At 71.6% G+C, this 25,714-nt stretch carries 23 protein-coding genes, 1 tRNA gene and 2 pseudogenes; 14 read left to right on the top strand and 12 right to left on the bottom strand.

The features are described 5' to 3' along the window. Window positions 1-165: 165 nt before the first annotated feature. Window positions 166-1,101 carry an NADP-dependent oxidoreductase gene (locus ABT342_RS09775; RefSeq protein ID WP_351569590.1) on the top strand — a complete coding sequence of 312 codons (936 nt, stop codon included), beginning with the start codon at window positions 166-168 and terminating at the stop codon, window positions 1,099-1,101. Window positions 1,102-1,117: 16 nt separating this feature from the next. On the opposite strand, the gene ABT342_RS09770 is transcribed toward ABT342_RS09775, so the two are convergent. From ABT342_RS09770 to ABT342_RS09750, 5 genes are all read right to left on the bottom strand, one after another. Next, the gene (locus ABT342_RS09770) at window positions 1,118-1,438 is read right to left on the bottom strand and encodes a DUF202 domain-containing protein (RefSeq protein ID WP_351569587.1); all 321 of its coding nucleotides are present in this window, start codon (window positions 1,436-1,438) and stop codon (window positions 1,118-1,120) included. Beyond that, window positions 1,435-1,824, bottom strand: coding sequence for a YidH family protein (locus tag ABT342_RS09765; RefSeq protein ID WP_351569584.1), 390 nt, complete (start codon window positions 1,822-1,824; stop codon window positions 1,435-1,437). Before ABT342_RS09765 ends, ABT342_RS09770 begins: the two co-directional genes overlap by 4 nt. A 73-nt stretch (window positions 1,825-1,897) precedes the next feature. Next, window positions 1,898-2,458, bottom strand: a complete 561-nt coding sequence (locus tag ABT342_RS09760) for an NUDIX domain-containing protein (RefSeq protein ID WP_351569581.1) — start codon at window positions 2,456-2,458, stop codon at window positions 1,898-1,900. A gap of 12 nt (window positions 2,459-2,470) precedes the next feature. Beyond that, entirely contained in the window at window positions 2,471-3,235 is a 765-nt protein-coding gene (locus ABT342_RS09755; RefSeq protein WP_351569578.1) for a glucose 1-dehydrogenase, read from the bottom strand. Beyond that, window positions 3,232-3,879, bottom strand: coding sequence for a TetR/AcrR family transcriptional regulator (locus tag ABT342_RS09750; protein WP_351569575.1), 648 nt, complete (start codon window positions 3,877-3,879; stop codon window positions 3,232-3,234). Before ABT342_RS09750 ends, ABT342_RS09755 begins: the two co-directional genes overlap by 4 nt. A gap of 158 nt (window positions 3,880-4,037) precedes the next feature. Between ABT342_RS09750 and ABT342_RS09745 the strand changes: the two genes are divergently transcribed. The 6 genes from ABT342_RS09745 (at window position 4,038) to ABT342_RS09720 (ending at window position 11,371) form a co-directional block, all read left to right on the top strand. Continuing rightward, the gene (locus ABT342_RS09745; protein ID WP_351569572.1) at window positions 4,038-5,693 is read left to right on the top strand and encodes an FAD-binding dehydrogenase; all 1,656 of its coding nucleotides are present in this window, start codon (window positions 4,038-4,040) and stop codon (window positions 5,691-5,693) included. 200 nt (window positions 5,694-5,893) lie between these two features. After that, window positions 5,894-6,850: a hypothetical protein gene (locus ABT342_RS09740; RefSeq protein ID WP_351569569.1), complete on the top strand. Its 957-nt coding sequence runs from the start codon at window positions 5,894-5,896 to the stop codon at window positions 6,848-6,850. A gap of 150 nt (window positions 6,851-7,000) precedes the next feature. After that, window positions 7,001-8,563 carry an APC family permease gene (locus ABT342_RS09735; RefSeq protein ID WP_351569566.1) on the top strand — a complete coding sequence of 521 codons (1,563 nt, stop codon included), beginning with the start codon at window positions 7,001-7,003 and terminating at the stop codon, window positions 8,561-8,563. Window positions 8,564-8,626: 63 nt separating this feature from the next. After that, window positions 8,627-9,430: a molybdopterin-dependent oxidoreductase gene (locus tag ABT342_RS09730; protein WP_502965499.1), complete on the top strand. Its 804-nt coding sequence runs from the start codon at window positions 8,627-8,629 to the stop codon at window positions 9,428-9,430. Then, window positions 9,372-10,037 carry a cytochrome b/b6 domain-containing protein gene (locus ABT342_RS09725; protein ID WP_351569563.1) on the top strand — a complete coding sequence of 222 codons (666 nt, stop codon included), beginning with the start codon at window positions 9,372-9,374 and terminating at the stop codon, window positions 10,035-10,037. The genes ABT342_RS09730 and ABT342_RS09725 overlap by 59 nt, the downstream gene beginning before the upstream one ends. 173 nt (window positions 10,038-10,210) lie before the next feature. Next, window positions 10,211-11,371 carry an endonuclease/exonuclease/phosphatase family protein gene (locus ABT342_RS09720; protein WP_351569653.1) on the top strand — a complete coding sequence of 387 codons (1,161 nt, stop codon included), beginning with the start codon at window positions 10,211-10,213 and terminating at the stop codon, window positions 11,369-11,371. 240 nt (window positions 11,372-11,611) lie between these two features. Here the strand turns inward: ABT342_RS09720 and ABT342_RS09715 are convergent. Continuing rightward, window positions 11,612-12,874: pseudogene (locus ABT342_RS09715) on the bottom strand (GntT/GntP/DsdX family permease); the annotation flags it as partial. Window positions 12,875-13,040: 166 nt separating this feature from the next. Next, window positions 13,041-13,544, bottom strand: a pseudogene (locus tag ABT342_RS09710) (gluconokinase); the annotation flags it as partial. Window positions 13,545-13,728: 184 nt separating this feature from the next. Between ABT342_RS09710 and ABT342_RS09705 the strand changes: the two are divergent. The 3 genes from ABT342_RS09705 (at window position 13,729) to ABT342_RS09695 (ending at window position 17,360) form a co-directional block, all read left to right on the top strand. Then, entirely contained in the window at window positions 13,729-14,430 is a 702-nt protein-coding gene (locus ABT342_RS09705) for a FadR/GntR family transcriptional regulator (RefSeq protein ID WP_351569560.1), read from the top strand. Window positions 14,431-14,683: 253 nt separating this feature from the next. After that, window positions 14,684-16,150: an amino acid permease gene (locus ABT342_RS09700; protein WP_351569556.1), complete on the top strand. Its 1,467-nt coding sequence runs from the start codon at window positions 14,684-14,686 to the stop codon at window positions 16,148-16,150. 121 nt (window positions 16,151-16,271) lie between these two features. Then, complete coding sequence (locus ABT342_RS09695; protein WP_351569553.1) at window positions 16,272-17,360, top strand: S-(hydroxymethyl)mycothiol dehydrogenase; 1,089 nt, start codon at window positions 16,272-16,274, stop codon at window positions 17,358-17,360. Here ABT342_RS09695 and ABT342_RS09690 read toward each other — a convergent pair. Continuing rightward, window positions 17,357-18,310 carry an RluA family pseudouridine synthase gene (locus tag ABT342_RS09690; RefSeq protein ID WP_351569551.1) on the bottom strand — a complete coding sequence of 318 codons (954 nt, stop codon included), beginning with the start codon at window positions 18,308-18,310 and terminating at the stop codon, window positions 17,357-17,359. The two genes, ABT342_RS09695 and ABT342_RS09690, sit on opposite strands and share 4 nt — an antisense overlap. 83 nt (window positions 18,311-18,393) lie before the next feature. Further along, window positions 18,394-18,481: transfer RNA gene (locus ABT342_RS09685), tRNA-Leu, on the bottom strand. 131 nt (window positions 18,482-18,612) lie between these two features. Between ABT342_RS09685 and ABT342_RS09680 the strand changes: the two genes are divergently transcribed. The 3 genes from ABT342_RS09680 (at window position 18,613) to ABT342_RS09670 (ending at window position 21,283) form a co-directional block, all read left to right on the top strand. Then, window positions 18,613-19,938, top strand: a complete 1,326-nt coding sequence (locus tag ABT342_RS09680) for a M20/M25/M40 family metallo-hydrolase (protein ID WP_351569548.1) — start codon at window positions 18,613-18,615, stop codon at window positions 19,936-19,938. Between the two features lie 186 nt (window positions 19,939-20,124). Further along, on the top strand, window positions 20,125-20,358 hold the full coding sequence (chpH, locus tag ABT342_RS09675) for a chaplin ChpH (RefSeq protein WP_351569545.1): 234 nt from the start codon (window positions 20,125-20,127) through the stop codon (window positions 20,356-20,358). A 136-nt stretch (window positions 20,359-20,494) separates the two neighbouring features. Continuing rightward, window positions 20,495-21,283 (top strand): chaplin, encoded by a 789-nt coding sequence (locus ABT342_RS09670; protein WP_351569542.1) that lies wholly within the window; start codon window positions 20,495-20,497, stop codon window positions 21,281-21,283. A 68-nt stretch (window positions 21,284-21,351) separates the two neighbouring features. On the opposite strand, the gene ABT342_RS09665 is transcribed toward ABT342_RS09670, so the two are convergent. Further along, entirely contained in the window at window positions 21,352-21,540 is a 189-nt protein-coding gene (locus ABT342_RS09665; protein ID WP_175410115.1) for a DUF5703 family protein, read from the bottom strand. A 47-nt stretch (window positions 21,541-21,587) separates the two neighbouring features. Between ABT342_RS09665 and ABT342_RS09660 the strand changes: the two genes are divergently transcribed. Continuing rightward, the gene (locus ABT342_RS09660) at window positions 21,588-22,244 is read left to right on the top strand and encodes a hypothetical protein (RefSeq protein WP_351569538.1); all 657 of its coding nucleotides are present in this window, start codon (window positions 21,588-21,590) and stop codon (window positions 22,242-22,244) included. Window positions 22,245-22,414: 170 nt separating this feature from the next. On the opposite strand, the gene ABT342_RS09655 is transcribed toward ABT342_RS09660, so the two are convergent. Continuing rightward, on the bottom strand, window positions 22,415-24,652 hold the full coding sequence (locus ABT342_RS09655; protein WP_351569536.1) for a helix-hairpin-helix domain-containing protein: 2,238 nt from the start codon (window positions 24,650-24,652) through the stop codon (window positions 22,415-22,417). Further along, window positions 24,649-25,632, bottom strand: a complete 984-nt coding sequence (locus ABT342_RS09650; protein WP_351569534.1) for an aldo/keto reductase — start codon at window positions 25,630-25,632, stop codon at window positions 24,649-24,651. The genes ABT342_RS09655 and ABT342_RS09650 overlap by 4 nt, the downstream gene beginning before the upstream one ends. Between the last annotated feature and the right edge of the window lie 82 nt (window positions 25,633-25,714).

Below are 25,714 nucleotides of genomic sequence, written 5' to 3'. Positions count from 1 at the left end.
GGTGGCAGCGTGCCAGGTGGGCACGCGCCGGGGGAAGCGGGCGGCGCGGCCACCGGTCAGCGGCCGCCCGGTGGCCGCCATGGACGGCGTTCAGATGCTCACCACGGGTGACCGTGATGTGCCCTCCGGCTTGCGCGAGCCCCGGGCGCGCCGGAGGGTCGGAACATGAAGGCGATCAGCTACCGACGCTACGGCGGCCCCGAGGTCCTGGAGTACGGAGACCTCCCGGAACCCAAGCTCGGCCCCGACCACGTGCTGGTCAAGGTGCGGGCGGCGGCCGTCAACCCGGTTGACTGGAAGTGCCGCGAAGGGTACCTGGACGGGCTCATCGACACCGTTTTCCCGGTGATCCCCGGCTGGGACGTCTCCGGTGTCGTCGTCCAGCCGGGACTCTCCGTCACCGAGTTCGCCGTCGGCGACGAGGTCATGGGCTACGTCCGCGAGGACTTCCTCTCCCGCGGCACGTTCGCCGAGTACGTCGCGGCCCCCGTCCGCGCGCTCGCCCGCAAACCGCGCAACCTGGAGTTCGAGGAGGCGGCGGGGCTGCCGCTGTGCGGACTGACCGCCTACCAGGTCCTGACGCAGGCGCTGAGCGTCGGCCACGGCGACACGATCCTCGTGCACGCCGCGGCCGGCGGGGTCGGGTCGATGGCCGTGCAGCTCGCCCACCACTTCGGCGCCCGGGTGATCGGCACCGCGAGCGAGCCGTCGCACGAACATCTGCGCGATCTGGGTGCGGAGCCGGTGGTGTACGGCGACGGTCTCGCCGAGCGGGTACGGGCGCTCGCGCCGGACGGCGTCCAGGCGGTCTTCGACACCGTCGGCGGCGACACGCTCGCCCTCTCGGCGGGGCTGCTGGCCGAGGGCGGCCGGCTCGCGTCCATCGCGGATCCGGCGGTGACCACCTTCGGCGGCCGCTATGTCTTCGTTCGGCCCAACACCGCGGACCTGTACCGGCTGAGCGAACTCGCCGAGGAGGAGGTCATCGAGGTCCGGGTGGCCCGCACCTTCCCGCTGGAGCAGACGGCCGACGCCCACCGGCTCAGCCAGGAAGGCCACCCCCACGGAAAGATCGTCGTCACGGTCGACTGGGAGAGCTGAGCCGGCACCGGCCCGCTCACCACACGATGGCGACGGCGAAGGCGGCGAGCGCGAGCGTGCACAGGGTCGCCGCGACGGCCTGCCCGAAGGGCATCACACCGGGCGGCGTGGTCGACTCCATCGCCACGATGCGCCGGTGCGCCACGGACAGGAACGCCAGCCACACCAGTGTGCTGAGGGCGATCGCGACGACATCGTCCCCGGTGATCTCCTCGCGGTGGACGACCTGCCGCACCGCCAGCACCGCCACGACCGTGAAAGCGAGCGTCGTACGCCGCCACGCCAGCCGGGTCCGCTCCGGCTGCAGCCCGGGATCGCGCGCCTCCGCCCCGCTCACGCACGGCCCCAGGCGACGACCACGACCATGACCACCGACACGGCGCCGACGACCAGCGCCAGCATCGTCGGGAAGCGGGACACCGGCAGATCCTCACCGCGCCGCATGGCCCGCTCGCACCGCACCCAGTGGTTCACGGCCCGCACGGCGCACAGCACCCCCGTACCGATCAGCGCGAGCGACAGCCCGACGCGGACGCCCCAGCGCAGATCGGGGAGGAACTGGTCGACGGCGAACCCGCCGGCGATGAGCGCGAGCGCGGTACGGAGCCAGGCGAGGAACGTGCGCTCGTTCGCGAGCGAGAAGCGGTAGTCGGGGGTCTCGCCCTCGTCCCGGATCCGCTCGGGCGCGAACCACAGCCGCAGGCTCCGTACGAATTCGCTCACGTGTCGCACCTTACCCGCGGCGTTGTCCGTGGCCCCGGACGGCACCAGCCCGGGCGGCGGAGGGCCGCGTCGGTCAGCCCGCCGAGGCCCGGTGGTCGCGCAGGCGTTCGTACGCGGCGAGCCCGTCCGGGACCCACGCCCACTCGCCGAGGCGCCGCTCCAGCTCGGCCTCCGGGAGGAAGGCGTGCCAGGCGACCTCCTCCGCCTGAGGGTTCACGGGCAGCTCGCAGCGGACCTCGTAGACGGCCGACCACCAGGTCTGCCACACCGGTTCCGGGCCGGAGGCGGGGGCCTCGTACAGGAACTTGAAGAGCGGGACGGGCCGGGGGAGCCCTGTGACGCCGAGCTCCTCCTCGGCCTCGCGCAGCGCCGCGGCGTCGTACGTCTCGCCCGCGCCGACGACGCCGCCGACGAACATGTCGTACAGGGAGGGGAAGACGAGCTTGGTCGCGGTCCGGCGGTGGACGAAGATCCGGCCCTCGGCGTCCCGGGCCTGGATGAACACGCAGCGATGGCGCAGGCCCCGCGCGTACGCCTCACCGCGCGGGGCCTGCCCGACGACCTCGTCGTTCTCGTCGACGATGTCGAGGATCTCGTCAGCTGGACTCGAAGCTGCACTCGAAGCGGCACTCATGCCGCCATGAAATCACTGCCCCATGACGTACTTGACCGTCGGTCCGGTGGTCCAGCCGCCGTCCACGGCCAGCTCGGCGCCCGTGACGTACGACGCCGCGTCCGACAGCAGATAGACGACCGCTCCGGCGATCTCGTGGGGCTCGCCGACCCGGCCCATCGGCGTGTTCGGATACTTGCCCTCGCCCCGCTCGATGCCGAGGGACGCGGTCATCGGGGTGTACGTCATGCCCGGGTGCACCGAGTTGACCCGGATGCGGGCCGTCCCGAGCTCCACCGCGCCGATCTTCGTCAGCCCGCGCACGCCCCACTTCGACGCGCCGTACCCGGCGGTCAGCGCGAGCCCCATCAGGCCCGCCGCCGACGAGATGTTGACGATCGAGCCCGCGCCGCGCTCCTTCATGGCCGGGATGACCGTCTTCATGCCGATGAACACGCCGGTGAGGTTGATGTCGAGGACCCTGCGGAAGTGTTCGACGCTCTCGGCCTCCAGGTACTGGCCGGCCGATATCCCGGCGTTGTTGACCAGTCCGTCGAGTCCGCCGAACTCCGCCACCGCGTGGTCCGCGACCCGCTGCCAGTCCTCCTCCGACGTCACGTCGTGGTGCAGGAAGCGGGCCCGCTCGCCCAGCTCCGCGGCCGTGGCCTTGCCCTCGTCGTCCAGGACGTCGGTGATGACGACGGAGGCACCGGCGGCCACGGCCTGCCGGGCGGCCTCGGCGCCGAGGCCGCGCGCGCCGCCGGTGATGACGATGGTCTTTCCGCTGAGGTCGCTCATGTGGTGATGTCCCTCTGTGAGGCGGGCACGGGGGCCCGCAGGAGTGCGGTGGCGGTCTCGACGAGATCGGCGAGGAAGAACTCCTCGCCGGTGAGCGGTGTCACGCCGTCGAGGTACTGGCGGGCGCGGTCGGCGAGGGCCGCGCCGATGAGGGTGAGCGCGAGGTCCAGGCGTTCCAGCCGGACCGGCTCGGGGAGTCCGGCCAGCGCCGGAGAGGCCTCGACACGTTCGATGAGCCGCCAGTAGGCGGTGCCGTCGAGGGTGGGGTGCGGGGTGCGGACGCGTACCCCGCTCTCATGGCTGAGCTGGGCGGAGATCCGCAGACAGCGCAGGCCCCGCTCGGAGCGGAGCTCGGTGGACTCGGTCCTGACGAGGACGGCGATCAGCTCGTGCACGTCGTCCGGGGCCGCACGGTCGAGGAGCGGCGCGAGCACCTGGTCGGTGCGGGCCTGGCGGCCTGCCATCACGGCCTCCACGAGGCCGGTGCGCGAGCCGAAGTGGTACTGCACGGCGGACGGGTTGCTCTGGCCCGCCAGCCGCACGATGTCGCGGAGCTGCGCCCCGTCGACGCCCTGCGCCGCGAAGACCTCCTCGGCCGCGCGGATCAGTTTGTCCCGGGTCTCGGGTCCTGAGGTCCTCGCCATGCCAGCACCTTAATGCTCGACATTATTAAATGCGAGGGCCGGGACGGTCCCGTCGGACGGTTGACGTGTTACTGCCGCGTACCGAAGATCGGAGCCATCGCTAGGGCCTGATCCGAAAGACAGGCCCTGGGCCCGCCGCTCCGAGAGGGACACCACCCATGGCGTACGACGCTGATGTCATCGTGATCGGGGCAGGGCTCGCGGGCCTGGTCGCCACCGCCGAACTCGTCGACGCCGGCCGCAAGGTCATCCTGCTCGACCAGGAGCCCGAGCAGTCCATGGGAGGTCAGGCGCACTGGTCGTTCGGCGGGCTCTTCCTCGTCGACTCGCCCGAGCAGCGCCGGCTGCGCATCAAGGACAGCCGGGACCTGGCCCTCCAGGACTGGCTCGGTACGGCAGGCTTCGACCGCGACGAGGACCACTGGCCGCGCCGCTGGGCCGAGGCGTACGTCGATTTCGCGGCCGGCGAGAAGCGCGCCTGGCTGCACGCGCGGGGCATACGGTTCTTCCCCGTCGTCGGGTGGGCCGAGCGCGGCGGCTACGACGCCACCGGGCACGGGAACTCGGTGCCGCGCTTCCACATCACCTGGGGCACGGGCCCCGGCGTCGTCGCCCCCTTCGAGCGGCGGGTCAGGGAAGGCGCAGCGCGCGGGCTCGTCGACCTCCGCTTCCGGCACCGGGTGACCGGCCTCGGCCGCACCGACGGGGCCGTGGACACCGTGACCGGGGAGGTCCTGGAGCCGTCCGCCGCCGAGCGCGGCACGGCGAGCGGCCGGGAGGTCACCGGCTCCTTCGAACTCCGAGCCCAGGCGGTGATCGTCACCTCCGGCGGCATCGGCGGCAACCACGACCTCGTACGCGCCCAGTGGCCCGAGCGCCTCGGGACCCCGCCCGGGAAGATGCTCTCCGGAGTGCCCGCGCACGTCGACGGCCTGATGCTCGGCATCGCCGAGTCGGCCGGCGCGCGTCACATCAACCGCGACCGGATGTGGCACTACACCGAGGGCATCGAGAACTGGAATCCGATCTGGGCCCGGCACGGCATCCGCATCCTGCCCGGACCGTCCTCGCTCTGGCTCGACGCACGCGGGCGGCGGCTGCCGGTGCCGCTCTTCCCCGGCTTCGACACCCTCGGGACCCTGGAGCACATCATGCGGACCGGGTACGACCACACCTGGTTCGTGCTCGACCAGCGCATCATCGGCAAGGAGTTCGCACTCTCCGGCTCGGAGCAGAACCCCGACCTGACGGGGAAGTCGGTCCGTGACGTCATCGGCCGTGCGCGCGCCGACGTGCCGGGTCCGGTGAAGGCGTTCATGGACAACGGCGTGGACTTCGTCGTCGAGAAGGACCTCGGCGCGCTGGTGCGCGGCATGAACGCGCTCACCGAGGAACCCCTCATCGACGAGGACGCCATGCGGCGCGAGATCACCGCCCGGGACCGGGAGATCGCCAACCCCTTCACCAAGGACCTCCAGGTGACCGCCATCCGCGGCGCCCGCAAGTACCTGGGCGACAAGCTCATCCGCACGGCGGCACCGCACCGCATCCTCGACCCCAAGGCCGGTCCGCTCATCGCCGTACGCCTCAACATCCTCACCCGCAAGTCGCTCGGCGGCCTGGAGACGGACCTGTCCTCACGGGTCCTGGTCGAGGGCGGGCAGCCCCTGCCCGGCCTGTACGCGGCCGGCGAGGCGGCCGGTTTCGGCGGCGGCGGCGTACACGGCTACCGCTCCCTCGAAGGCACGTTCCTCGGCGGCTGCATCTTCTCGGGCCGCGCGGCGGGCCGTGCCGCGGGCCGGGCGGTGTCGTAGCCGCAGGCGCCCCGCCCGTCGCGGCCACGGCGCAGCAGCCCGTGCCAACCACCCCTCACACACCCGGAGTTCCCCACTCGCCACACGCCTTGACGCGGAGCATTCGCTACCGCTTTGCTGTGCGTGATCGGTCCCTCACATCCCGTTCATCCGGCAGGGCCCGTACCGCCGTTCGCATCGCAGACAAGGAAGCCCCGCGGATGCCCCCACCGCCGCCGCTCGGCCGTGCCCGCCGCCGTGCCGGGCGCTCCGGTCAGGCTTTCGACCCGGCCCTGGACGACGACGAACTCATCGCCACCCGCGCCCAGTTGGCGCAGGGACGATGGGCCGCCGTACGGTCCCTGCTCGCCGTCACCGGCGACGACTGGGACCGCCGCGGTCACCGCCTCGTCGTGCTCGGCGAAGCCCCGACGACCGCGGCCTGGGCCCGCGACTGGCTCCTCGCCGAGCCCCGCAGCCCCGACGCCGCCCTGCTGCTCGCCTGCGCGCACGTCTGCGGCGCGCTGCGCGGCAAGGAACGGGCCGAACCGGCCCGTACGGCCTGCCGGGCCGCCGCCGAGCTGGCTCCCGACGACCCCACCCCGTGGCTCGCGCTGCTCCTCCTCGCCCGCAGCCTCGGCACCGAGGAGGAAGTCGTACGCCTCTTCGACGAGGTGCGCTTCCGGCACCCCGACCACCACCACGCCCACCACCTGATGGCGGCGCGACTCGCCGAACGCCATCCGGCCGCCGGCCAGGACCCGCTGCACGAGGTGTACGACTTCGCCGCCTGGGCCGCCGAACAGGCGCCCGCGGACTCCCCCCTCGCCGTCCTGCCCGTCGTCGCCCACGCCGAGCGCTACCGCGTACTCGCGGCCTTCGGCAGCGAACCCGCCGACCCGCTCGCCTCCGGTCACTGGTGCGGCCGCCGGGCCGGGCAGGTGATGAAGGCCGCCTTCGACTGGTGGCTGGAGTGGGAGCGCGAGGACCACCCCCGCAACCGCGTCGACCTCAACTTCCTCGCCCACGCCAAGTACTGCGAGGGCAGGGCCGCCGAAGCCGCCGCGCTCTTCCACCGCATCGGCCGGCACGCCACCCCCGCGCCCTGGTCGTACCCGGACCGGGACCCGCACGACGCGTTCCGCGCCGCGCGCGGTGCCGCGCTCGGCAGCATCTGAATCACCACCTGAGCCACCTGAACCACCACCTGAACCACCACCTGAACCATCTGAGCCACCTGAACCATCACCTGAGCCACCACCTGAATCGCCACCGCGAGCACCACCCGCATCACGTCCGAAACCGCCCCCGAAGGGACAACCCCCGCCATGCCGTCGGGCACCTCCAGCACTCCCCGAACGAGCCCCACCACCGCACCGGACGAGATCAACACCTACAAGGGCCAGGACCGCGCCCTGCGCGCCGGCCGCCTCGGCACGGCGGGCCTGCTGCTCTCCGTGCTCGCCGCCAGCGCGCCGCTGATGGTCGTCGCCGGAGTCATGCCCACCGTGTTCGGTGTCATGGGCATCGTCGGCCAGCCCCTCCTCTACGTCATCCTCGGCATCGTCCTGATGCTGTTCGGCGTCGGCTACGCCGAGATGAGCCGGCACGTCCACAACGCCGGCGCCTTCTACGCGTACATCGCCCGCGGCCTCGGCCCCACCGCCGGCGCCGGGGCCTCGCTGGTCGCCCTCGTCTCGTACAGCGCCATGCAGGTCGGCATCTACGGCATCCTCGGCTTCGAGATCTCCGGGCTGCTCGCCGCCCACCTCGATCTGACCGTCGCCTGGTGGGCCCCGGCCCTCGCGGCCGCCGTCCTCGTCGCCGTCCTGGGCTGGCTGAAGATAGACCTCAACGCCAAGGTGCTCGGCGTCCTGCTGGTCGTCGAGTGCGCGCTGGTCGTCATCTTCGACATCGCGGCCATCGCCGAACCGGCGCGCGGAGGGCTGTCCTTCACCGCCTTCGACCCGGACACGCTCACCGGCGCCGGTCTCGGCACCGCGCTCTGCTTCTGCATCGCCGCGTTCGTCGGCTTCGAGCAGTCCCCGGTGTACGCGGAGGAGACCAGCCGCCCCCATGTCGTCGTCTCACGCGTGATGTTCCTCGCCGTCGGGTACGCCGCGCTCTTCCTCGCGCTCAGCGCCTGGGCGCTCACCGTCGCCACCGGCCCCGGCGCCATCGTCGGCGCGGCGGGCGAGCAGGGCCCCGGGCTGCTGTTCTCGCTCACCGAGACCCGGCTCGGCGGAGCCTTCACCGACGTGCTGCACGTCCTCTTCGTCACCGGCATGTTCGCGGCGCTGCTCAGCTTCCACAACGTCGTCGCGCGCTACGCGTTCGCCATGGGCCGCGAGGGCCTGCTGCCCGCCGCCTTCGGTCGTACGAGCCGGTCCAGCGGCGCCCCCGCCACCGGCTCGGCGCTCCAGTCCGGCGTCTCCGTCGTGGTCGTCGTGGCCTTCGCCGTCACCGACGAACTCCCGGCGGGCGACCCCACCACCCCCGTGCTGCGCCTGTTCACCTGGATGGGCAACGTCGGCGCGCTCGGCGTCATCCTGCTGATGGCGGCCGCCTCCGTCGCAGTGATCGCCTTCTTCACGCGCCGCGGCGCGGCCGGACCGCAGGCGTGGCGGCTCATCGCCTCCGGGCTCGCGGCTCTCGCCCTCCTCGCGATCGCCGGCTACACGGTCAAGGACTTCGACGTCCTCATCGGCGCGGGCCCCGGCTCCCCGCTGAACTGGATCCTGCCCGGGATCATCGGAGCCGCTCTGGTCGTGGGGCTGGTGTACGGCGCGGTGCTGAAGGCCGTACGCCCCGAGGTGCATCAGCGCATCGGGCTGGGCAACGAGGCGTTCCGGCTGGAGCGCGCGGCGGAGGCGACGGACGCCCGAGTGTGACGGAAGTCTGACGGATACCCGCGGCCCCTGGATCCGGGCGGCCGCGGGTGTTCGAATTGTTCTGTGAACGACCCCTCCCAGGACCAGGACCCGTCCCCGCCTCAGGACCCTTCCCCGGCCCCGTACCAGTACCAGGAGCCTGATCAGGCCCCGGCACCCGACGCCGACGGCGTCCCCGTCGGGCGGCGCGTGGTGCTCGCCGTACTCGGCCTCGGCGCCGCCGGAGTCGTCACCGCCCCGTATCTCCAGAGCGGCCTGGAGGCCTTCCTCGGCTCCGTCGCCGACAAGGACCCCACCAAGCTCACCGGACTGCTCCCCAACGGCGGCGGCTTCCGCTACTACTCGGTCGCCGCGTCCGTGCCGCACAAGGACGCCACGACCTACCGGCTGACGGTCGACGGACTCGTCGACCGGCCCGCCACGTACACCCTGGACGCACTGCGCGCGCTGCCGCAGACCCGGATCGTGCGCGACGTCCAGTGCGTCACCGGCTGGCGCGTCCCCGACACCCCCTTCGAGGGCGTGAAGCTCTCCACGCTGCTCGACGCCGCGGGCGTACGGCCACAGGCCCGGGCCATCCGTTTCACCTGCTTCGACGGCACGTACACCGAGAGCCTCACCCTCGACCAGGCCCGCCGCGACGACGTCCTCGTGTGCCTGCGTATGCGGGACGCGCCGGTCAGCCACGCACACGGCGGGCCGGTGCGGCTGTATGTCGCCCCCATGTATTTCTACAAGTCGGCGAAATGGCTCTCCGGGATCTCCCTGACGTCCGACGTACGGCCCGGCTACTGGGAGGAGCGAGGCTATGACATCGACGCCTGGGTCGGCCGGTCCAACGGCCGCGACGACGCCCCCACCGTCTGAACCCCCGGCGCGCGTCAGCAGGTTCAGCCGCGCCGAGCGCTGGGTGCACCGCTCGACCGCCGCCCTGATGCTGGTGTGCGTCGCTTCCGCGGCCTGTCTCTACGTACCCGTACTCGCCGAACTCGTCGGCCGCCGCCATCTCGTGGTGACCCTGCACGAGTGGTCGGGGCTGCTGCTGCCGGTGCCCTTCCTGCTGGGTCTGGCCTCGCGCGCCTTCCGGGCCGATCTGCGCCGGCTCAACCGGTTCGGGGCGCACGACCGTGCGTGGCTGCGTGCCGTACGCCGCCGGGACCGGCACCCGGGGGCCCGTCAGGCCGGAAAGTTCAACGCCGGGCAGAAGCTCTACGCGGCGTGGATCGCGGGCGCCGTGCTCGTGATGCTCGGCACCGGGCTGCTGATGTGGTTCACCGGCCTCGCGCCACTGGTCTGGCGCACCAGCGCCACCTTCGTCCACGACTGGCTGGCGCTCGCCATCGGCCTCGTACTGATCGGCCACATCAAGATGGCGCTCGCCGACCCGGAGGCGCGCCGTGGCATGCGCACCGGCTCGGTCGCGCGCCCCTGGGCCCGGCGGGAGCACCCGCTGTGGAACCCGGACAGGGACTGACGGATCGCCGGACCGGCCCGACCGCGCGTCACCGGCCTGGCGTACACGGGCGGGCCGCGCCCGTCGCCGTGTGGTTACGTGAGGATCGTGTGCGTCGCGGCCTCCGCCGGCGCAGCGCTCCGCTCCGCGACCCTTCGGCCGCTTCCTCCCGTGACGGAAAGGGCTGCCCCGCCATGTCCGAAACCCGCCTGACGACCGGGTCGGCGGACCGCCGCGCCCGGCGGCGTGCGCCGCGCGCCTGGTTCACTGTCCTGCTGACACTCCTGCTCGTCGGGTCGGGGGCGTCCACCACGGCTTCGGCCGGCGAAACCCCGGCGAAGCTCAAGGTGCTCACCCGCAACCTCTATCTGGGCGCCGATCTCTCACCTGTCCTCGGAGCCACCAGCACGGCCTCGCTCATCGCCGCCGTGACCCAGGTGTACGCCCAGGTCGAGGCCACGGACTTCCCCGAGCGCGCCGAGGCGCTGGCCGACGAGATCGCCGAGAGCGATCCCCACGTCGTGGGTCTGCAGGAGGCCGTACTGTGGCGCAGCCAGACGCCGGCCGACCCCGCCAGCCCCGCCACCGACGTCGAATACGACTTCCTGCGGACCCTGCTCGACGAGCTGGCGTCCCGGGGCAAGCACTACGGCGTCGTGAAGACCCTCACCACCAGCGACCGCGAGGTTCCCCGCTCCACACCCAGCGGCTTGCAGGACGTCCGTCTCACCGACCGCGATGTGCTCCTGGCCCGCACCGACCTGCCCGCGAAGAAGTTCTCCGTCGCCCATGCGCAGCGGGGTCTCTACCAGGCCCGCCTGGCCATCCCCCACCCGCTGCTGGGAAGCCTTGTCTTTCCGCGCGGCTGGGTCGCCGTCGATGCCACCGTGAGTGGCCGCACCACACGCGTGGTCAACACGCACCTGGAGGGCGCAGGACCCACCGTGCAGGTGCAGCAGGGCAACGAACTGCTCGCCGGTCCGCTCGACACGAAGCTCCCCACCGTGCTTCTGGGCGATCTCAACTCGGCCGCCGGCGGCGTCGGCGCCGGGCCGGGCACCGCCACCCCCACCCACGCCAACATCCTCGCCGCCGGCTTCCGTGACGCCTGGACCGAGACGCACCCCGACGACCCCGGCTTCACGTTCGGCCAGGCTCCCGACCTGCGAAACCCCACGTCGACCCTCAGGCAGCGCATCGACTACGTGCTGTTCCGCAACGGCCCGACCGCGGTGAAGGCCGATCTGGTGGGGGAGGAGCAGTCCGACCGCACCCCCTCGGGTCTGTGGCCGTCCGACCACGCGGGCGTGCTGGCCGTGTTCAAGCTGCGCGATTCCGAGAGCTCCGTCCACTGAGAAACGCGAGCCCCGCCGACCGCCGTCCCGCATGATCGGGTAGGGTGTGCGCCGTGCGTTGCGAGAACCAAGCGCGCACACCGTGCCGATCGAGAACCAAGACGGCACATGCACCTTCAAGCATTGCCGTACCAAACCGGGCTGGTTCCAACCCGGCTGGTGTTGATCGTGGAAGACCTGTCGAGTCGCAGACCCGCAGGCAGCGTGAGCCAGGAATCCCCCTGCTTTAGCTGGGGGAGGGTTCAAATGGCTGAAGAAGAGCGAACCGGCGCCGATCGCCAGCACCAGCAGCGCCGACTCGGTGGTCGTCATGCCCGCGGCGAGCGGGGCGACCAGACCGGCCGCCGAGATCGTCGCCACGGTCGCCGAGCCGGTCGCGAGCCGGATCGCCACCGCGATCAGCCACGCCAGCAGCAGCGTCGGGACGGCCCAGTTCTTGGAGAGGTCCAGGATCATCCGGCCCACGCCGATGTCGATCAGCGTCGCCTTGAAGCCGCCGCCCGCGCCGACGATCAGCAGGACGCCCGCGATCGGGGCGAGCGACGTCTCGACGGTCGCGGACATCCGCTCCTTGGTGAATCCGGCGGCGCGGCCCAGCGTGAACATGCCGACGAGGACGGCGGCGAGCAGGGCGATCATCGGGGCGCCGATGACATCGGTGACCTGCTGGAGGCCGTTGTCGGGGTCGTCGACGACGATCTCGACGAGCGCCTTGGCCAGCATCAGGACGACGGGCAGCAGCACGGTGGCGACGGTGGCGGCGAACCCGGGGCGGCGCTGCAGGTCCGCGGAGGGCCGCGCAGGGAGCATCCGCTCCGGCGCCGGGATGTCCACCCAGCGGGCGGCGTACCGGGAGAAGACCGGACCGGCGATGATCACGGTCGGGACGGCGACCAGCACCCCCAGCGCCAGCGTGACGCCGAGGTTCGCGCCGATGGCATCGATCGCGACGAGCGGGCCGGGGTGCGGCGGGATCAGCCCGTGCATCACCGACAGCCCCGCCAGCGCCGGAATGCCGATGCGCATGACCGAGTAGTTGCCGCGCCTGGCGACCATCAGCACGACCGGGATCAGCAGGACGATGCCGACCTCGAAGAACAGCGGCAGCCCGATGACCGAGGCGATCAGCACCATCGCCCACGGCATCGCCCGCCCGCTCGCCCTCGCGAGGATCGTGTCGACGATCTGGTCCGCGCCGCCCGAGTCGGCGAGCAGCCTGCCCAGGATCGCGCCGAGCGCGATGAGCACGCCCACGCTCGCCACCGTGGCGCCGAGGCCCTTGCCGAACGATTCGAGCGTCTTGTCGAGCGGCGCCCCGGCGAGCGCGCCGAGCGCGAGCGAGCCGATGGTCAGCGCCAGGAAGGCATGCAGCTTGAACTTGGTGATGAGCAGGACGATGACGGCGATGCCCGCGAGCACGGCGATACCCAGTTGTACGTTGCCCGCCGAGGTGATCGGCTCGGCGGCGTCCGCTGCCAGCGTCTCGACGCTGAGTCTGGTCACGGTGATTCCTTGGTCTTCGGGCGGGCTTGAGTCTTCAGTCTTCGAGCGGGCCTGTGTCGTCGGGCGGGCCTGACTCCACGGGCGTGGCCGCGTCGTCGGTCGGGCCTGCGCCTTCGGGCCGGGCCGACTCTTCAGGCGGGCCTGAGCTTTCGGGCCGGTCCGACTCTTCGAGCCCGCGCAGCGCGGCGACGGCCCGTTCGGTGATCTCTTCGGGCGTTCCGGCGACATCGACGGCGACGCCCGCCTCATCGCCCTGGAGCGGCTGCAACGTGGCGAACTGCGAGTCCAGCAGCGCGGTGGGCATGAAATGCCCCGTGCGCTCGGTCATCCGCCGTTGGATCAGCTCGCGGTCACCGGTGAGGTGGAGGAAGACGGCACCGGGAGCGGCCGCGCGCAGCCGGTCGCGGTAGCTCCGCTTCAGCGCGGAGCTGCTCACCACCCCGCCGAGCCCGGCCCTGTTGTGCGCCCACCGCCCGATCGCGTCGAGCCAGGGTGCCCGGTCCGCGTCGTCCAGCGGGACTCCGGCGGACATCTTGGCGATGTTCGCCTCGGGGTGGAAGTCGTCTCCCTCGGCGTAGGGAACGCCGAGCCGTTCGGCGAGCAGGGGACCGATCGTGGTCTTGCCGGTCCCTGCCACGCCCATCACCACGACGACGAGTGGGGTGCTCATGGGTGCTGCCTCGCTGTCTTCATCGACATCGGTGTCTTCGTCGACATCGGTACATCGCCGGATCGGCATCGGTACGTCTCCGGTGTGTCGCGCCACTGAAACGCATTAGGTATGACTTATTCAAGGGGATGAGACATAAACGTCATACTTTTTGTTCCCGAACGGTGCCCCGTACGCTTGCCCCATGACCACAGAGGGCCCCGGGCTGCACACACATGTCCTCGACACCCTGGGCCTCGCGATCACCGCGGGGGAGTACCCGCCCGGCAGCGTGCTGCGCACCGATGAGCTCGCCCAGCGCTTCGACGTGTCCCGCACGGTCGTCCGTGAGGTGGTCCGCGTCCTGGAGTCGATGCACCTCGTGGAGTCCCGCCGCCGTGTCGGCGTGACCGTACGCCCCGCCGAGGAGTGGAACGTCTACGATCCGCGCGTCATCCGCTGGCGACTCGCCGGCGCCGACCGCCCGCGCCAGCTGCGCTCGTTGACCGTGCTCCGCTCCGCGATCGAACCGGTCGCCGCCGGCCTCGCCGCCCGCAACGCCACCCCCGAGCAGTGCGCCGCCCTCACCGAATGCGCCCTCGGCATGGTCGCCACCTCCCGCGGCCACCAGCTGGAGGGCTACCTGGAGCACGACATCGCCTTCCACCGGATCGTGCTCAACGCCTCCGGCAACGAGATGTTCGCCCGGCTCGGCGACGTCGTCGCCGAGGTCCTCACCGGCCGTACGCACCATCAGGTCATGTTCGAGGACCCCGACCCGGCCGCCGTCACCCTCCATGTCCAGGTCGCCGAAGCCGTTCGCGAAGGCGACGCGGACCGGGCCGAGAGCCTCACCCGGGAGATCGCCGTAGGGGCTCTCCAGGAGCTGGACGTCCTCGCGCCCTGAGGCGTCCGCAAGCCCCCGCTCGACCCCTGTTCTCTCCCGAACCCTTTACTTACCTTGTCGTAACCTCTGAAAACCCTCAGATCTATGTCTGAGTGAGGTTCGCCACTGCCAAAATCCCAGGGTTGCCCTGACCATGGGCCCTTGGGCCCGCACGCCCATTGGGTCACGTCGTGGTGACCACCTTCCTCACCACGAGAAGGCCGCCGGCATACGGCCGGGTACCGCACACCCCCTCACGAAGGCGAACATCTTTATGAGCGACCGCACGATCACCGCGGCCGATACGCCAGTCGCCGGGGCACCGGCTCCAAGCAGCACCCCCCACGTCGACGCCGGTGACGCCGGGTACCGCAAGGACCTGAAGTCCCGGCACATCAACATGATCGCCATCGGCGGCGCCATCGGTACGGGACTCTTCCTCGGAGCCGGTGGGCGCATGGCCAACGCAGGCCCCTCCCTCTTCATCGCCTACGCGGTCTGTGGCGTCTTCGCCTTCTTCGTCGTGCGCGCGCTCGGCGAGCTCGTCCTCTACCGGCCCTCCTCCGGCGCCTTCGTCTCCTACGCCCGTGAGTTCATGGGCGAGAAGGGCGCCTACACCGCCGGCTGGCTGTACTTCCTCAACTGGTCGACCACCGCCATCGCCGACATCACCGCGGCGGCCACGTACGCGCACTTCTGGTCGATGTTCAGCGACATCCCGCAGTGGGTGCTCGCCCTCATCGCGCTCGCCGTGGTGCTGGCCGCCAACCTCATCTCGGTGAAGTACTTCGGTGAGATGGAGTTCTGGTTCGCGATCATCAAGGTCGCCGCGCTGGTGATCTTCATGCTCATCGGCATCTACCTCGTCGTCACCTCGCACGACATCGGCGGCAACACCGCGGGCCTCGCCAACATCACCGACAACGGCGGCATCTTCCCGATGGGCATGATGCCGATGCTGCTGCTGATCCAGGGTGTCGTCTTCGCGTACGCCTCCGTCGAGCTGTGCGGCGTCGCCGCCGGCGAGACCGAGAACCCCGAGAAGATCATGCCGAAGGCGGTCAACTCGATCATGTGGCGAGTCGGCCTCTTCTACGTCGGCTCGGTCATCCTGCTCGCGCTGCTGCTGCCGTACACCGCCTACACCGGTGACCAGAGCCCCTTCGTCACCGTCTTCGACAAGCTCGGCATCCCGGGTGCGGCCGGGATCATGAACCTCGTGGTTCTCACCGCCGCCCTGTCCAGCCTGAACTCCGGCCTGTACTCGACCGGCCGCATCCTGCGCTCGATGTCGATGTCCGGCTCCGCGCCCAAGTTCACCGGTGTGATGAACAGGGGCGGCGTGCCCTACGGCGGCATCCTGCTCACCGCCGCCTTCGGTGTCGTCGGTGTGGTCCTGAACAAGTACATGCCGGACGACGCCTTCGAGCTGGTGCTGAACGTCGCCTCCATCGGCATCATCGGCACCTGGGGCATGATCATGGTCTGCTCGCTGCTCTTCTGGCAGCGCTCCAAGGACGGCCGGGTCACCCGTCCGAGCTACCAGCTGCCCTGGGCCCCGTACACCCAGATCGTCACGCTGCTCTTCCTCGGCTCCGTCCTGGTCCTGATGTGGATGGACGGCGGCATCAGCCGCACCACCGTCAACCTGCTGCCGCTGATCGCGGCCGCGCTGGTCGGCGGCTGGTTCGTGGTCCGCAAGCGGGTCAAGAAGATCGCCGCCACGCGCGAGCTCCACTGACGCCCGATCGAGCCATACGCGCAGACCCCCGCCGGACACGTCCGGCGGGGGTCTCGCCGTTCGCGTCCCGTCCCGGCAAGGTGGTGCCGTACACCTGGCCCGAGGGAAGGGAAGCACTGCGATGACGCAGCAGGTCCAGGGGGTCGTCGCCCCCGGAAGGAACGAGCCCGTCCAGGTAGTGACGATCACCGTCCCCGACCCGGGCCCCGGCGAGGCCGTGGTGAAGATCCAGGCGTGCGGGGTCTGCCACACCGATCTGCACTACAAGCAGGGCGGCATCAACGACGACTTCCCCTTCCTCCTCGGCCATGAGGCCGCGGGAGTCGTGGAGGCCGTCGGCCCCGAGGTCACCGATGTCGCCCCGGGCGATTTCGTGATCCTCAACTGGCGGGCCGTCTGCGGCCGCTGCCGGGCCTGTCTGCGCGGAAGGCCCTGGTACTGCTTCGACACCCACAACGCCCGCCAGAAAATGACGCTGAGCAGCGACGGCACGGAGCTCTCCCCGGCCCTCGGTATCGGCGCCTTCGCCGAGAAGACCCTCGTCGCGGCCGGTCAGTGCACCAAGGTCGACCCGTCCGTCTCCCCGGCCGTGGCCGGCCTGCTCGGCTGCGGCGTCATGGCGGGCATCGGCGCCGCCGTCAACACCGGGGCGGTCGGCCGCGGCGACTCCGTCGCCGTCATCGGCTGCGGCGGCGTGGGCGACGCGGCGATCGTCGGCTCCCGCCTGGCGGGCGCCGCCCGGATCATCGCGGTGGACATCGACGACCGCAAGCTGGAGACCGCGAAGTCCATGGGCGCCACCCATACGATCAACTCGCGCACCACCGACCCCGTCGAAGCCATCCGCGAGCTGACCGGCGGGTTCGGCGCGGACGTCGTCATCGAGGCGGTCGGCCGCCCCGAGACGTACAAGCAGGCCTTCTACGCCCGTGACCTGGCCGGCACCGTCGTCCTCGTCGGCGTCCCCACCCCCGAGATGAGACTCGAACTGCCGCTCCTCGACGTCTTCGGCCGCGGCGGCGCGCTCAAATCCTCCTGGTACGGCGACTGTCTGCCGTCCCGGGACTTCCCGATGCTCATCGACCTCCACCAGCAGGGCCGCATCGACCTCGGAGCCTTCGTCACCGAGACGATCGCCCTCGGCGACATCGAGAAGGCCTTCGAGCGCATGCACGAGGGTGATGTCCTGCGCTCGGTGGTGATGTTCTAGGCGGATCCGGAAGAGGGGCCCCGGGCGGCCTCGGAGAGCCGCAGCCCGCTCTCGAAGCGGCACTCCCGCCCGGTGAGCGGATCGGTGAATTCCAGTGCCCGCGCGAGCAGCTGCAGCGGCCGCCCGTAGTCCTCGGGGCCTTCTTCCCTGACCACGGGGTACACCGGGTCGTGCAGGATCGGCAGCCCGAGGCCGTTCATGTGCACCCGCAGCTGATGGGTACGGCCGGTGGCCGGCCGCAGCCGGTACCGGCCGAGGCCGCCGTGCCGCTCCACGAGCTCGATCCGGCTCTCGCTGTTCGGCTCGCCCGGCACCTCCCGGGCGGCCAGCTCACCGCGCTCCTTGACGATCCGGCTGCGCACGGTGACGGGCAGGACGACCTCGGGGTCGTACGGCGCCACCGCCTCGTACTCCTTGCGCACCCGCCGGTCCCGGAACAGCGTCTGGTACGCGCCCCGGTCCTCGGGCCGTACGACGAACAGCGCGAGGCCCGCCGTCAGCCGGTCCAGCCGGTGCGCGGGCTGCAGCTCGGGGAGCCCCAGCTCACGCCGCAGCCGCGCCAGCGCGGTCTCGGTGATGTGCCGGCCGCGCGGGGTCGTGGCGAGGAAGTGCGGTTTGTCGGCGATCAGCACCCGCTCGTCCCGGTACACGATCCCGATCTCGAACGGCACCGGCTCCTCGGCCGCGAAATCCCGGTGGAACCAGAGATAGCGGCCCGCCGCGTACGGCTCCTCCGCGGCGACGGGGCCCTCCGTACCGACGATGCGGCCCTCCCGGAGCATCGCCTCCACCCGCTCCGCGCCGACCGCGCCGCCGAACCGGTCGACCAGGTGGTCACGTACGGTCGCCCACACCCCGTCGGTGTCTTCCGGCAGCCGCAGGCGCACGGGATCGATACCGTCCCGCTGCGGCAGCGGCGCCGCGGGCACCGCCCGTCGTCTGCGTCCCACCTGCTACTCCCGCACTCGTCCCGTGCGCACCCGTAACGCACCCGTACAAACAAAGGAACCCCAGCTGGGCTGGGGTTCCTTGGTGGTGTCCGAGGGGGGACTTGAACCCCCACGCCCGATAAAGGGCACTAGCACCTCAAGCTAGCGCGTCTGCCATTCCGCCACCCGGACAAGGTGTCTGCCGTTCGGCCCTGGGCCGTTCCGACGTGGAAAACCATAGCAAACATTCGGACGTGCTCGATCACACCCCCGTTCGCGGGAGGATGAGGGGGACCACCAGAGCGACAGTGGGAGGAAGCAGCGTGAGCGAGTCGAACACCGCCCGGAAGATCTCCGGCGAGGACGAGGTCGTCGACCTCTGTCGCGATCTGATCCGGATCGACACCAGCAACTACGGCGACCACTCGGGGCCGGGGGAGCGCGCGGCCGCGGAGTACGTGGCGGAGAAGCTTGCCGAGGTCGGTCTGGAGCCGCAGATCATCGAGTCGCACAAGGGCAGGGCCTCCACCGTGGCCCGGATCGAGGGCGAGGACCCGTCCCGTCCGGCGCTGCTGATCCACGGCCACACCGACGTCGTCCCGGCGAACGCCGAGGACTGGACGCACCACCCGTTCTCCGGCGAGATCGCCGACGGCTGCGTCTGGGGCCGGGGCGCGGTGGACATGAAGGACATGGACGCGATGACCCTCGCGGTCGTACGCGACCGGCTGCGCAGCGGCCGCAAGCCCCCGCGCGACGTGGTCCTGGCCTTCCTCGCGGACGAGGAGGCGGGCGGTACGTACGGGGCGAGGTATCTCGTCGACAAGCACCCCGCTCTCTTCGAGGGCGTCACGGAGGCGATCGGCGAGGTCGGCGGCTTCTCCTTCACCGTGAACGAGAACCTGCGGCTCTATCTCGTCGAGACGGCCCAGAAGGGCATGCACTGGATGCGGCTCACCGTCGAGGGCACGGCGGGGCACGGCTCGATGACCAACAAGGACAACGCGATCACCGAGCTGTGCGAGGCCGTCGGGCGGCTCGGGCGGCACACCTGGCCGGTGCGGATGACCAAGACCGTACGGTCCTTCCTCGACGAGCTGTCCGACGCGCTCGGCACCCCGCTCGACCCGGAGGACATGGAGGCGACGCTCGCCAAGCTCGGTGGCATCGCCAAGATGATCGGCGCGACCCTGCGCAACTCGGCCGCGCCCACCATGCTCGGCGCCGGCTACAAGGTGAACGTCATCCCGGGCCAGGCCACCGCCCACGTCGACGGACGCTTCCTGCCGGGGTACGAGGAGGAGTTCCTGGCCGATCTCGACCGGCTCCTCGGGCCGCGGGTGAAGCGCGAGGACGTGCACGGCGACAAGGCGCTGGAGACGAGCTTCGACGGCGATCTGGTGGACGCCATGCAGTCGGCGCTCAAGGCCGAGGACCCGATCGCGCGCGCCGTCCCGTACATGCTCTCCGGGGGCACCGACGCCAAGTCCTTCGACGATCTGGGCATCCGCTGCTTCGGCTTCGCGCCGCTGCAACTGCCGCCCGAGCTGGACTTCGCCGGAATGTTCCACGGGGTCGACGAGCGGGTGCCGGTGGACGGTCTCAAGTTCGGCGTACGGGTGCTGGACCGTTTCCTCGACGCGAGCTGAGGAAGCGCCGGCGAAACCGCCCGATGTGCTGAAACGAAACTCCAATAATCGCCCGCGCGTGCGTATTTGACTGAAAAGAGTGAATGGGACCATACGCTAGTAGCTCCATTACTCCCTCCTCGTTACAAGGTGTGCGGTCCGCAGCTGGGATCGCATTGCGAACCGCATTGCCTACAAGGAGGAATAATGATCAAGAAGGTCGTCGCTGCTGCGGCTGCCACTGGTGGTCTTCTGCTCGCGGGTGCGGGCATGGCCGTCGCCGACTCGGGTGCCCAGGGTGCCGCCGTGCACTCTCCCGGTGTTGCCTCCGGCAACGTCATCCAGGTGCCCGTCCACGTGCCGGTGAACGTCTGCGGTAACACGATCTCCGTGATCGGGCTGCTGAACCCCGCGTTCGGCAACACCTGCATCAACAAGTGACGTTGTGTCTCAACCCGTGAGGGGCTGAGCCAGGCGGCCCCGGAGTGCACGCCATGCACTCCGGGGCCGCTGGCATTCAGCCCCCGGGCGACGGCGCCCGGGGGTCATCCGGAAGTCAGAGAGCAGGGAACTACCTATGCGACAGGTCACGCGTAAAGGCCTGATCACCATCGCGGCCGCGGGCGGAATGCTCGCCCTGAGCGGTGGCTACGCACACGCGCACGGCGGTGCGGGTGCCGAGGGCGGCGCCGCGAATTCCCCCGGCGTCCTGTCCGGGAACACGGTCCAGGCGCCGGTGCATGTCCCGGTCAATGTCTGCGGCAACACCGTGAACGTCATTGGGGTGCTGAACCCCGTGTTCGGGAACAAGTGCGCCAACACGTCGAGCCACGGCGGGGGCGCCGCCGAGGCCGACGGCCGTACGTCCGACTCCCCGGGAGTCGCCTCCGGCAACACCGTCCAGGTGCCCGTGCACGTCCCGGTCAACGCGTGCGGCAACAGCGTGACGATCGGCGGCCTGGGCAACGGGGCGTTCGGGAACGACTGCGGGAACGACGGGGGATGGGTGCCGCCGGGCGAGCCGGGCGAGCCGGGCGAGCCGGGGGAGCCTGGGGAACCCGGTGAGCCTGGAGAGCCGGGGGAACCTGGTGAGCCCGGAGAGCCGGGGGAGCCCGGTGAGCCTGGGGAACCGGGAGAGCCTGGTGAGCCCGGCACACCCGGTGAGCCCGGAACCCCTGGTACGCCTGGGACGCCGGTCGAGCCGTCCAACCCCAACGCGCCGGACGCCAACACCATCACCCCGCCCAAGGGGACCGAAGAGCTCGCGGAGACGGGTTCCGGCCCGCTCGGGCTGGTGATCCCGACGGGCGCCGCACTGCTGCTCGGCGGCGCCGTCCTCTACCGCCGGGCTCGCGCCTCCGCGTGACCGCCCTGTGACGAAACGGAGCGGGCCCGCCTTCGCGGGCCCGCTCCGTCTCTCGTTCACCAAGGCGCTCACCAGGTGGCGCGCACCTGACGGATGATGCGCCGACGCAGCCGCACCTTGCGGCTGCCGTCCCGGCGCAGACTCAGTCGGTCCAACTCCCAGTGTCCGTACTCGGCATGGTCGGTCAGCAGACGGGTCGCCTCCTTGCGGGAGACCCCGCGAGGCACGTACACGTCGACAAATTCGTATTCCGGCATCGCATCTATTGTGCGGGCAGAGGCCCAGTACGGATAGCGTCTGCACTATGTCTGATGCATCCGCTCCCGAGCAGCCCACGGTTGCCGAGGTTCGCGCCGCCGCCGAGGCGGTCAAAGCCGCGCTGGACCGTCACCTCGAAGCGGTGGAACGCCGCACGGGAGAGGACGACCCGGCGGTCTACGAGGCCTTCAACGCACTTGCCGCCGCGGCCGAGGCCTACGATGAGCGGCTCTACGACCGCTACGACGAGGTCACCCCCTTCGAGATCCCCGGAGCGGACGACTCCCTGCCGCCGTACGAGGGCCCCGAGGAGCCGAACGCCGTGAGCGTCCTCATCCGCCGTGACTACGCCGTGGTGGAACCGCAGCGTCTGCTCGCCCAGGCCCAGCGCGTCGCGGACGCGGACCGGGACGACGAAACGGACCCCCGGGCCGCGGTGGCCGGAACGAGCGTCCATTCCGCGCTCGGTGTGCTCTTCGGCGAGTACGAACCGGATGAAATCGCCTCCCGGCACAAGGAGTTCGGCTTGGAGGAGGGTGACTCCACACTCTGGGTCTGTGCCGCGGACGAGCCCTCCGAGCCGGGGGAATGGCTCAGCATCCCGTTCGACCAGACCGACCCGGAGCGCGTCGTCTGCCGCTTCGACGTCAGCTCGGTCTTCGACGAGGACGACCTGGACGAACTCGACACCGCGACCACCTGACCCGCGCTTCGGCCCGTCCGGCGTTCGAGGCCGGACACTGCGGGCGTCGCGTTCTCAGCCCGTCCGGCGTTCGAGGACGGGCACACTGGGCGCCGTGACGAGCGCGGCGCTCCTGTCGCCCGCTGCGTGCCGGGGCCGGGCACCCTTGGCGGGTGGCCGGCCCCGGTGGGTCACTCGCCGGGCGCGGGGGCCAGGAGCCCCTCCAGCAGACCCCGCAACCGGGTCGTCCGCACCTGCGCCGGAATCGCCGCGACCGCCCGCGCAAGGGCCTGGTCCACGCCGTGCACCACGGACAGATGCCGCTCGCCGCGGCTGAACGCGGTGTAGACCCAGGGCCGGCTCAACCCCCGCGCCGCGTCCCCGGGCAGCACCACGACCACCGCCGGCCAGCGCATTCCGACCGCCTGGTGCGCGGTGAGCGCCCATCCGTGTCGCACCATCGACTCGACCCGCTCCTTCGGTACGACGACGGACGTACCCCCGCAGTCGAGCCGCAGCCCCTCCCCGTCGGCGGAGACCACCGTGCCGGACACGGCCCGCCCGGCCGCCGGGACGTACGCGATCCGGTCGCCCGGGTCGAAGCCGCCGAAGCGGCCGGGGCCGGGGTTGAGGCGCTGCTTGAGCGCCTCGTTGAGCGCGCGGGTCCCGGCCGAGCCGCCGTGGCCCACCGTGATCACCTGGGTCTGCTCCGCGGGCACCCCGATCGCCCGCGGCACCGAGTCCGCGACCAGCTGCACCGTACGGTGCACGGCCTCGCCCGCGTCGCGGACCGGGACGATCACGACCTCCTTGCCCGGCGCCGCCACCTGGTTCAGCTCGCCGACGCCGATGCCGGAGACCAGCTCGCCGAGCGGACCGGGGTCGGGCGTGCGCGAGGCGATCTGCGGGCACACCCGGGCCGCCAGCACATCGGCGAAGACCCGCCCCGCGCCCGCCGACCACAGCACACCGGGGTCGCCGCTCAGCACGAGCCGACTGCCGTCGGGCATCGACTCCACGAGCATCGCCGCGGTCTCGACGTCCAGTTGCGGTGCGTCGAGGACGGCGAGCAGATCGAGGGCCAGCGCGCCGTCCTCGTCCCGGCCGGGCCCCTGCGTGCCCGAGAGCAGCCCGGCGACCGTGACCGCGTCGGCGCCCAGCCGGAGCCGGCCGTTCTCACTGTGGGCGGCGACCACGGCGCGCAGTCCGCGGGCCCGGGCCGCCTCGACCAGGGCCACCGGCTCGGCGCGCGCGGCCTCACCGCCGGTGTGCAGCACGAGCCCGTGCGCGGCGGCGGCCCGCACCAGGTCGGGTCCGTCCCAGGCGTCGCCGGGCCCGGTCTTCACGAGCCGGGCGAGCCCGTCGGCGAGGCTCTCCTCGGCCAGTGCGTACCGGTCGAGCCCGAGGAGCACCGGGACAGGTGCCTGGTCGTCCTCCGCGGCGTCTTCCTCCAGTCCCTCCAGCCCGTCCTGGAAGACCAGCACGGCACCCTCCGCGATGGCGTGCTGAAGGGCCTCGTCCGGATCGGGCACCGACCGTTCGGCCAGCGCGGCGCGCACGGACGACGACTCCAGAGCTGTGTGCCCCTGGAGCGCGGCCTGCTCCAGCAGCCAGGCCACCAGGGCCACCGCCCGCCGCTCGTCGCCCGGCCCGCACTGCGCACCCAGCAGCGCCCGCGCGAACCCGTCGGCCTGCTCCGGCCGGACCCCGGGCACGGCGAGCAGCCGCCACGGGTCCTCGCGCAGGGCGTCCGCCGCCTGCTCACCGAGCACCTGCGCGACCCGGGCGGCAAGCCCTTCGGGCGCCCCACCCGTCACCAGCACGTCGAGCACCGCCGCCACGGCCGCCGGGTCCGCCGACGGTGCCTGCGCGGGCTCCGGCACCCTCGGTCGCACCGGTGCCGGCACGGACGACGGCGCCGGCTTCCTGGGCGTGGTGGGCGCCTCGAAGAACGTGGCCCCCGACTTCTGGCCGCTCTCCACGGCCCGGACCGCCGCGAGCAGATCGGCGGCCGTGCCCTTGAGCTTCGCCCCGGCCTCGACCGGCCCGCCCTTCTCCGCCTTGCGTCGCTCGATCCGCTCCCTCAGCTCCCGCTGGGCGGCGAGCTCCGCCTCCGCCTCGGACACCTCGCCCTGAGCCCCGGCCGCGTCGCCCTGCGCCTCGGACACCTCCCCCTGCGCCCCGTCCGCATCGCCGCCGTCGGTCTCGGTGCCCGCGTCGTCGTCGGCTTCGCCGCCGTCACCGCCCTCGGCCGAGGGCGTCTGCGGGGCGTCCGCACCGGTGGGCTCTCCGCCCGGCTCTCCGGCCGGGGCACCCTCGGCAGCCGCCTGCGCGGGCGCGTCGGGCGTCGCGGGCTCGCCCTCCGCGCGGGCGGGGTCCTCTTGCTCGTCGGCCGGGGATCCGTGGGTCGCCCCGGGAAGCGCAGTCACAGGGTGCTCCAGTCCTGGTCGGGATAGCGGTGCACGGGCGCCGACACATCGTCGAGCGCCTCGCAGATCTCGTCAGGAAGACTAAGGCTCTCCACTGACAACGCCGCCGTGAGCTGCTGCGCGTTGCGTGCGCCGAGGATCGGGGCCACCACGCCCGGCCGGTCACGGACCCAGGCGAGCGCGACCTCCAGCGGGGTGGTCGCGAGTCCGTCCGCCGCCGTCGCCACCGCGTCCACGATGCGGCTCGCGGCGTCGTCGAGATACGGCTCCACGAACGGACCCAGCTGCTCCGACGCCCCGCGCGAGTCCGCCGGAGTGCCCGTCCGGTACTTGCCGGTCAGCACCCCGCGCCCCAGCGGCGACGACGGCAGCAGTCCGACGCCCAGGTCCAGCGCCGCGGGCAGCACCTCCCGCTCCACGCCGCGCTGGAGCAGCGAGTACTCCATCTGCGTGCTCGCGAGGCGGGTCCGTATGCCGGGCGCCGCGAGCTGCCAGGTCGCCGCCTTCGCCAGCTGCCAGCCGCAGAAGTTCGACACGCCCGCGTACCGCGCGCGTCCGCTGCTCACCGCGATGTCCAGGGCCTGGAGCGTCTCGTCCAGCGGGGTCAGCGGATCGAAGGCATGGACCTGCCACAGGTCGACGTAATCCGTGCCGAGCCGGGCCAGCGACGCGTCCAGCGCCGCCAGCAGATGCCCGCGCGAGCCGTCGAACCGGCGGTCCGCCTCCAGCACGCTCCCCGCCTTCGTGGCGATGATCAGATCGCGCCTCGGTACCAGCCGCTCCACGAGCTGCCCGAGCAGATACTCGGCTTCCCCGCCGCCGTACACATCCGCCGTGTCGACCAGCGTGCCGCCCGCCTCCCAGAAGACCTTCAACTGGTCGGCGGCGTCGTGCTCGCCGGTGTGCCGCCCCCAGGTGAGGGTGCCGAGCCCGATCCGGGACACACGCAGGCCGGTACGGCCGAGATGCCTCTGCTCCATGGGCGCGAGATTACTGGCCATGGCCCCACCCGGAGCGACCCTGTGGACAACTCGCGCCTGACGGATCGTGGGCACCCGCGCT

The sequence above is a fragment of the Streptomyces sp. NPDC000410 genome (assembly GCF_040300305.1).
In the GTDB taxonomy this organism is placed as follows: Bacteria; Actinomycetota; Actinomycetes; order Streptomycetales; family Streptomycetaceae; genus Streptomyces.
This window is presented reverse-complemented; position numbering and strand designations above follow the sequence as displayed.

Bases quoted from the DNA above. Each gene is read 5' to 3' on its own strand.
- ABT342_RS09660 (WP_351569538.1), top strand. From the start codon at position 21,588: ATGTCTGATGCATCCGCTCCCGAGCAGCCCACGGTTGCCGAGGTTCGC.
- chpH (WP_351569545.1), top strand. From the start codon at position 20,125: ATGATCAAGAAGGTCGTCGCTGCTGCGGCTGCCACTGGTGGTCTTCTG.
- ABT342_RS09695 (WP_351569553.1), top strand. From the start codon at position 16,272: ATGACGCAGCAGGTCCAGGGGGTCGTCGCCCCCGGAAGGAACGAGCCC.
- ABT342_RS09700 (WP_351569556.1), top strand. From the start codon at position 14,684: ATGAGCGACCGCACGATCACCGCGGCCGATACGCCAGTCGCCGGGGCA.
- ABT342_RS09760 (WP_351569581.1), bottom strand. From the start codon at position 2,458: ATGAGTGCCGCTTCGAGTGCAGCTTCGAGTCCAGCTGACGAGATCCTC.
- ABT342_RS09755 (WP_351569578.1), bottom strand. From the start codon at position 3,235: ATGAGCGACCTCAGCGGAAAGACCATCGTCATCACCGGCGGCGCGCGC.
- ABT342_RS09705 (WP_351569560.1), top strand. From the start codon at position 13,729: ATGACCACAGAGGGCCCCGGGCTGCACACACATGTCCTCGACACCCTG.
- ABT342_RS09670 (WP_351569542.1), top strand. From the start codon at position 20,495: ATGCGACAGGTCACGCGTAAAGGCCTGATCACCATCGCGGCCGCGGGC.
- ABT342_RS09750 (WP_351569575.1), bottom strand. From the start codon at position 3,879: ATGGCGAGGACCTCAGGACCCGAGACCCGGGACAAACTGATCCGCGCG.
- ABT342_RS09725 (WP_351569563.1), top strand. From the start codon at position 9,372: ATGACATCGACGCCTGGGTCGGCCGGTCCAACGGCCGCGACGACGCCC.
- ABT342_RS09740 (WP_351569569.1), top strand. From the start codon at position 5,894: ATGCCCCCACCGCCGCCGCTCGGCCGTGCCCGCCGCCGTGCCGGGCGC.
- ABT342_RS09735 (WP_351569566.1), top strand. From the start codon at position 7,001: ATGCCGTCGGGCACCTCCAGCACTCCCCGAACGAGCCCCACCACCGCA.
- ABT342_RS09775 (WP_351569590.1), top strand. From the start codon at position 166: ATGAAGGCGATCAGCTACCGACGCTACGGCGGCCCCGAGGTCCTGGAG.
- ABT342_RS09745 (WP_351569572.1), top strand. From the start codon at position 4,038: ATGGCGTACGACGCTGATGTCATCGTGATCGGGGCAGGGCTCGCGGGC.
- ABT342_RS09720 (WP_351569653.1), top strand. From the start codon at position 10,211: ATGTCCGAAACCCGCCTGACGACCGGGTCGGCGGACCGCCGCGCCCGG.
- ABT342_RS09665 (WP_175410115.1), bottom strand. From the start codon at position 21,540: ATGCCGGAATACGAATTTGTCGACGTGTACGTGCCTCGCGGGGTCTCC.
- ABT342_RS09650 (WP_351569534.1), bottom strand. From the start codon at position 25,632: ATGGAGCAGAGGCATCTCGGCCGTACCGGCCTGCGTGTGTCCCGGATC.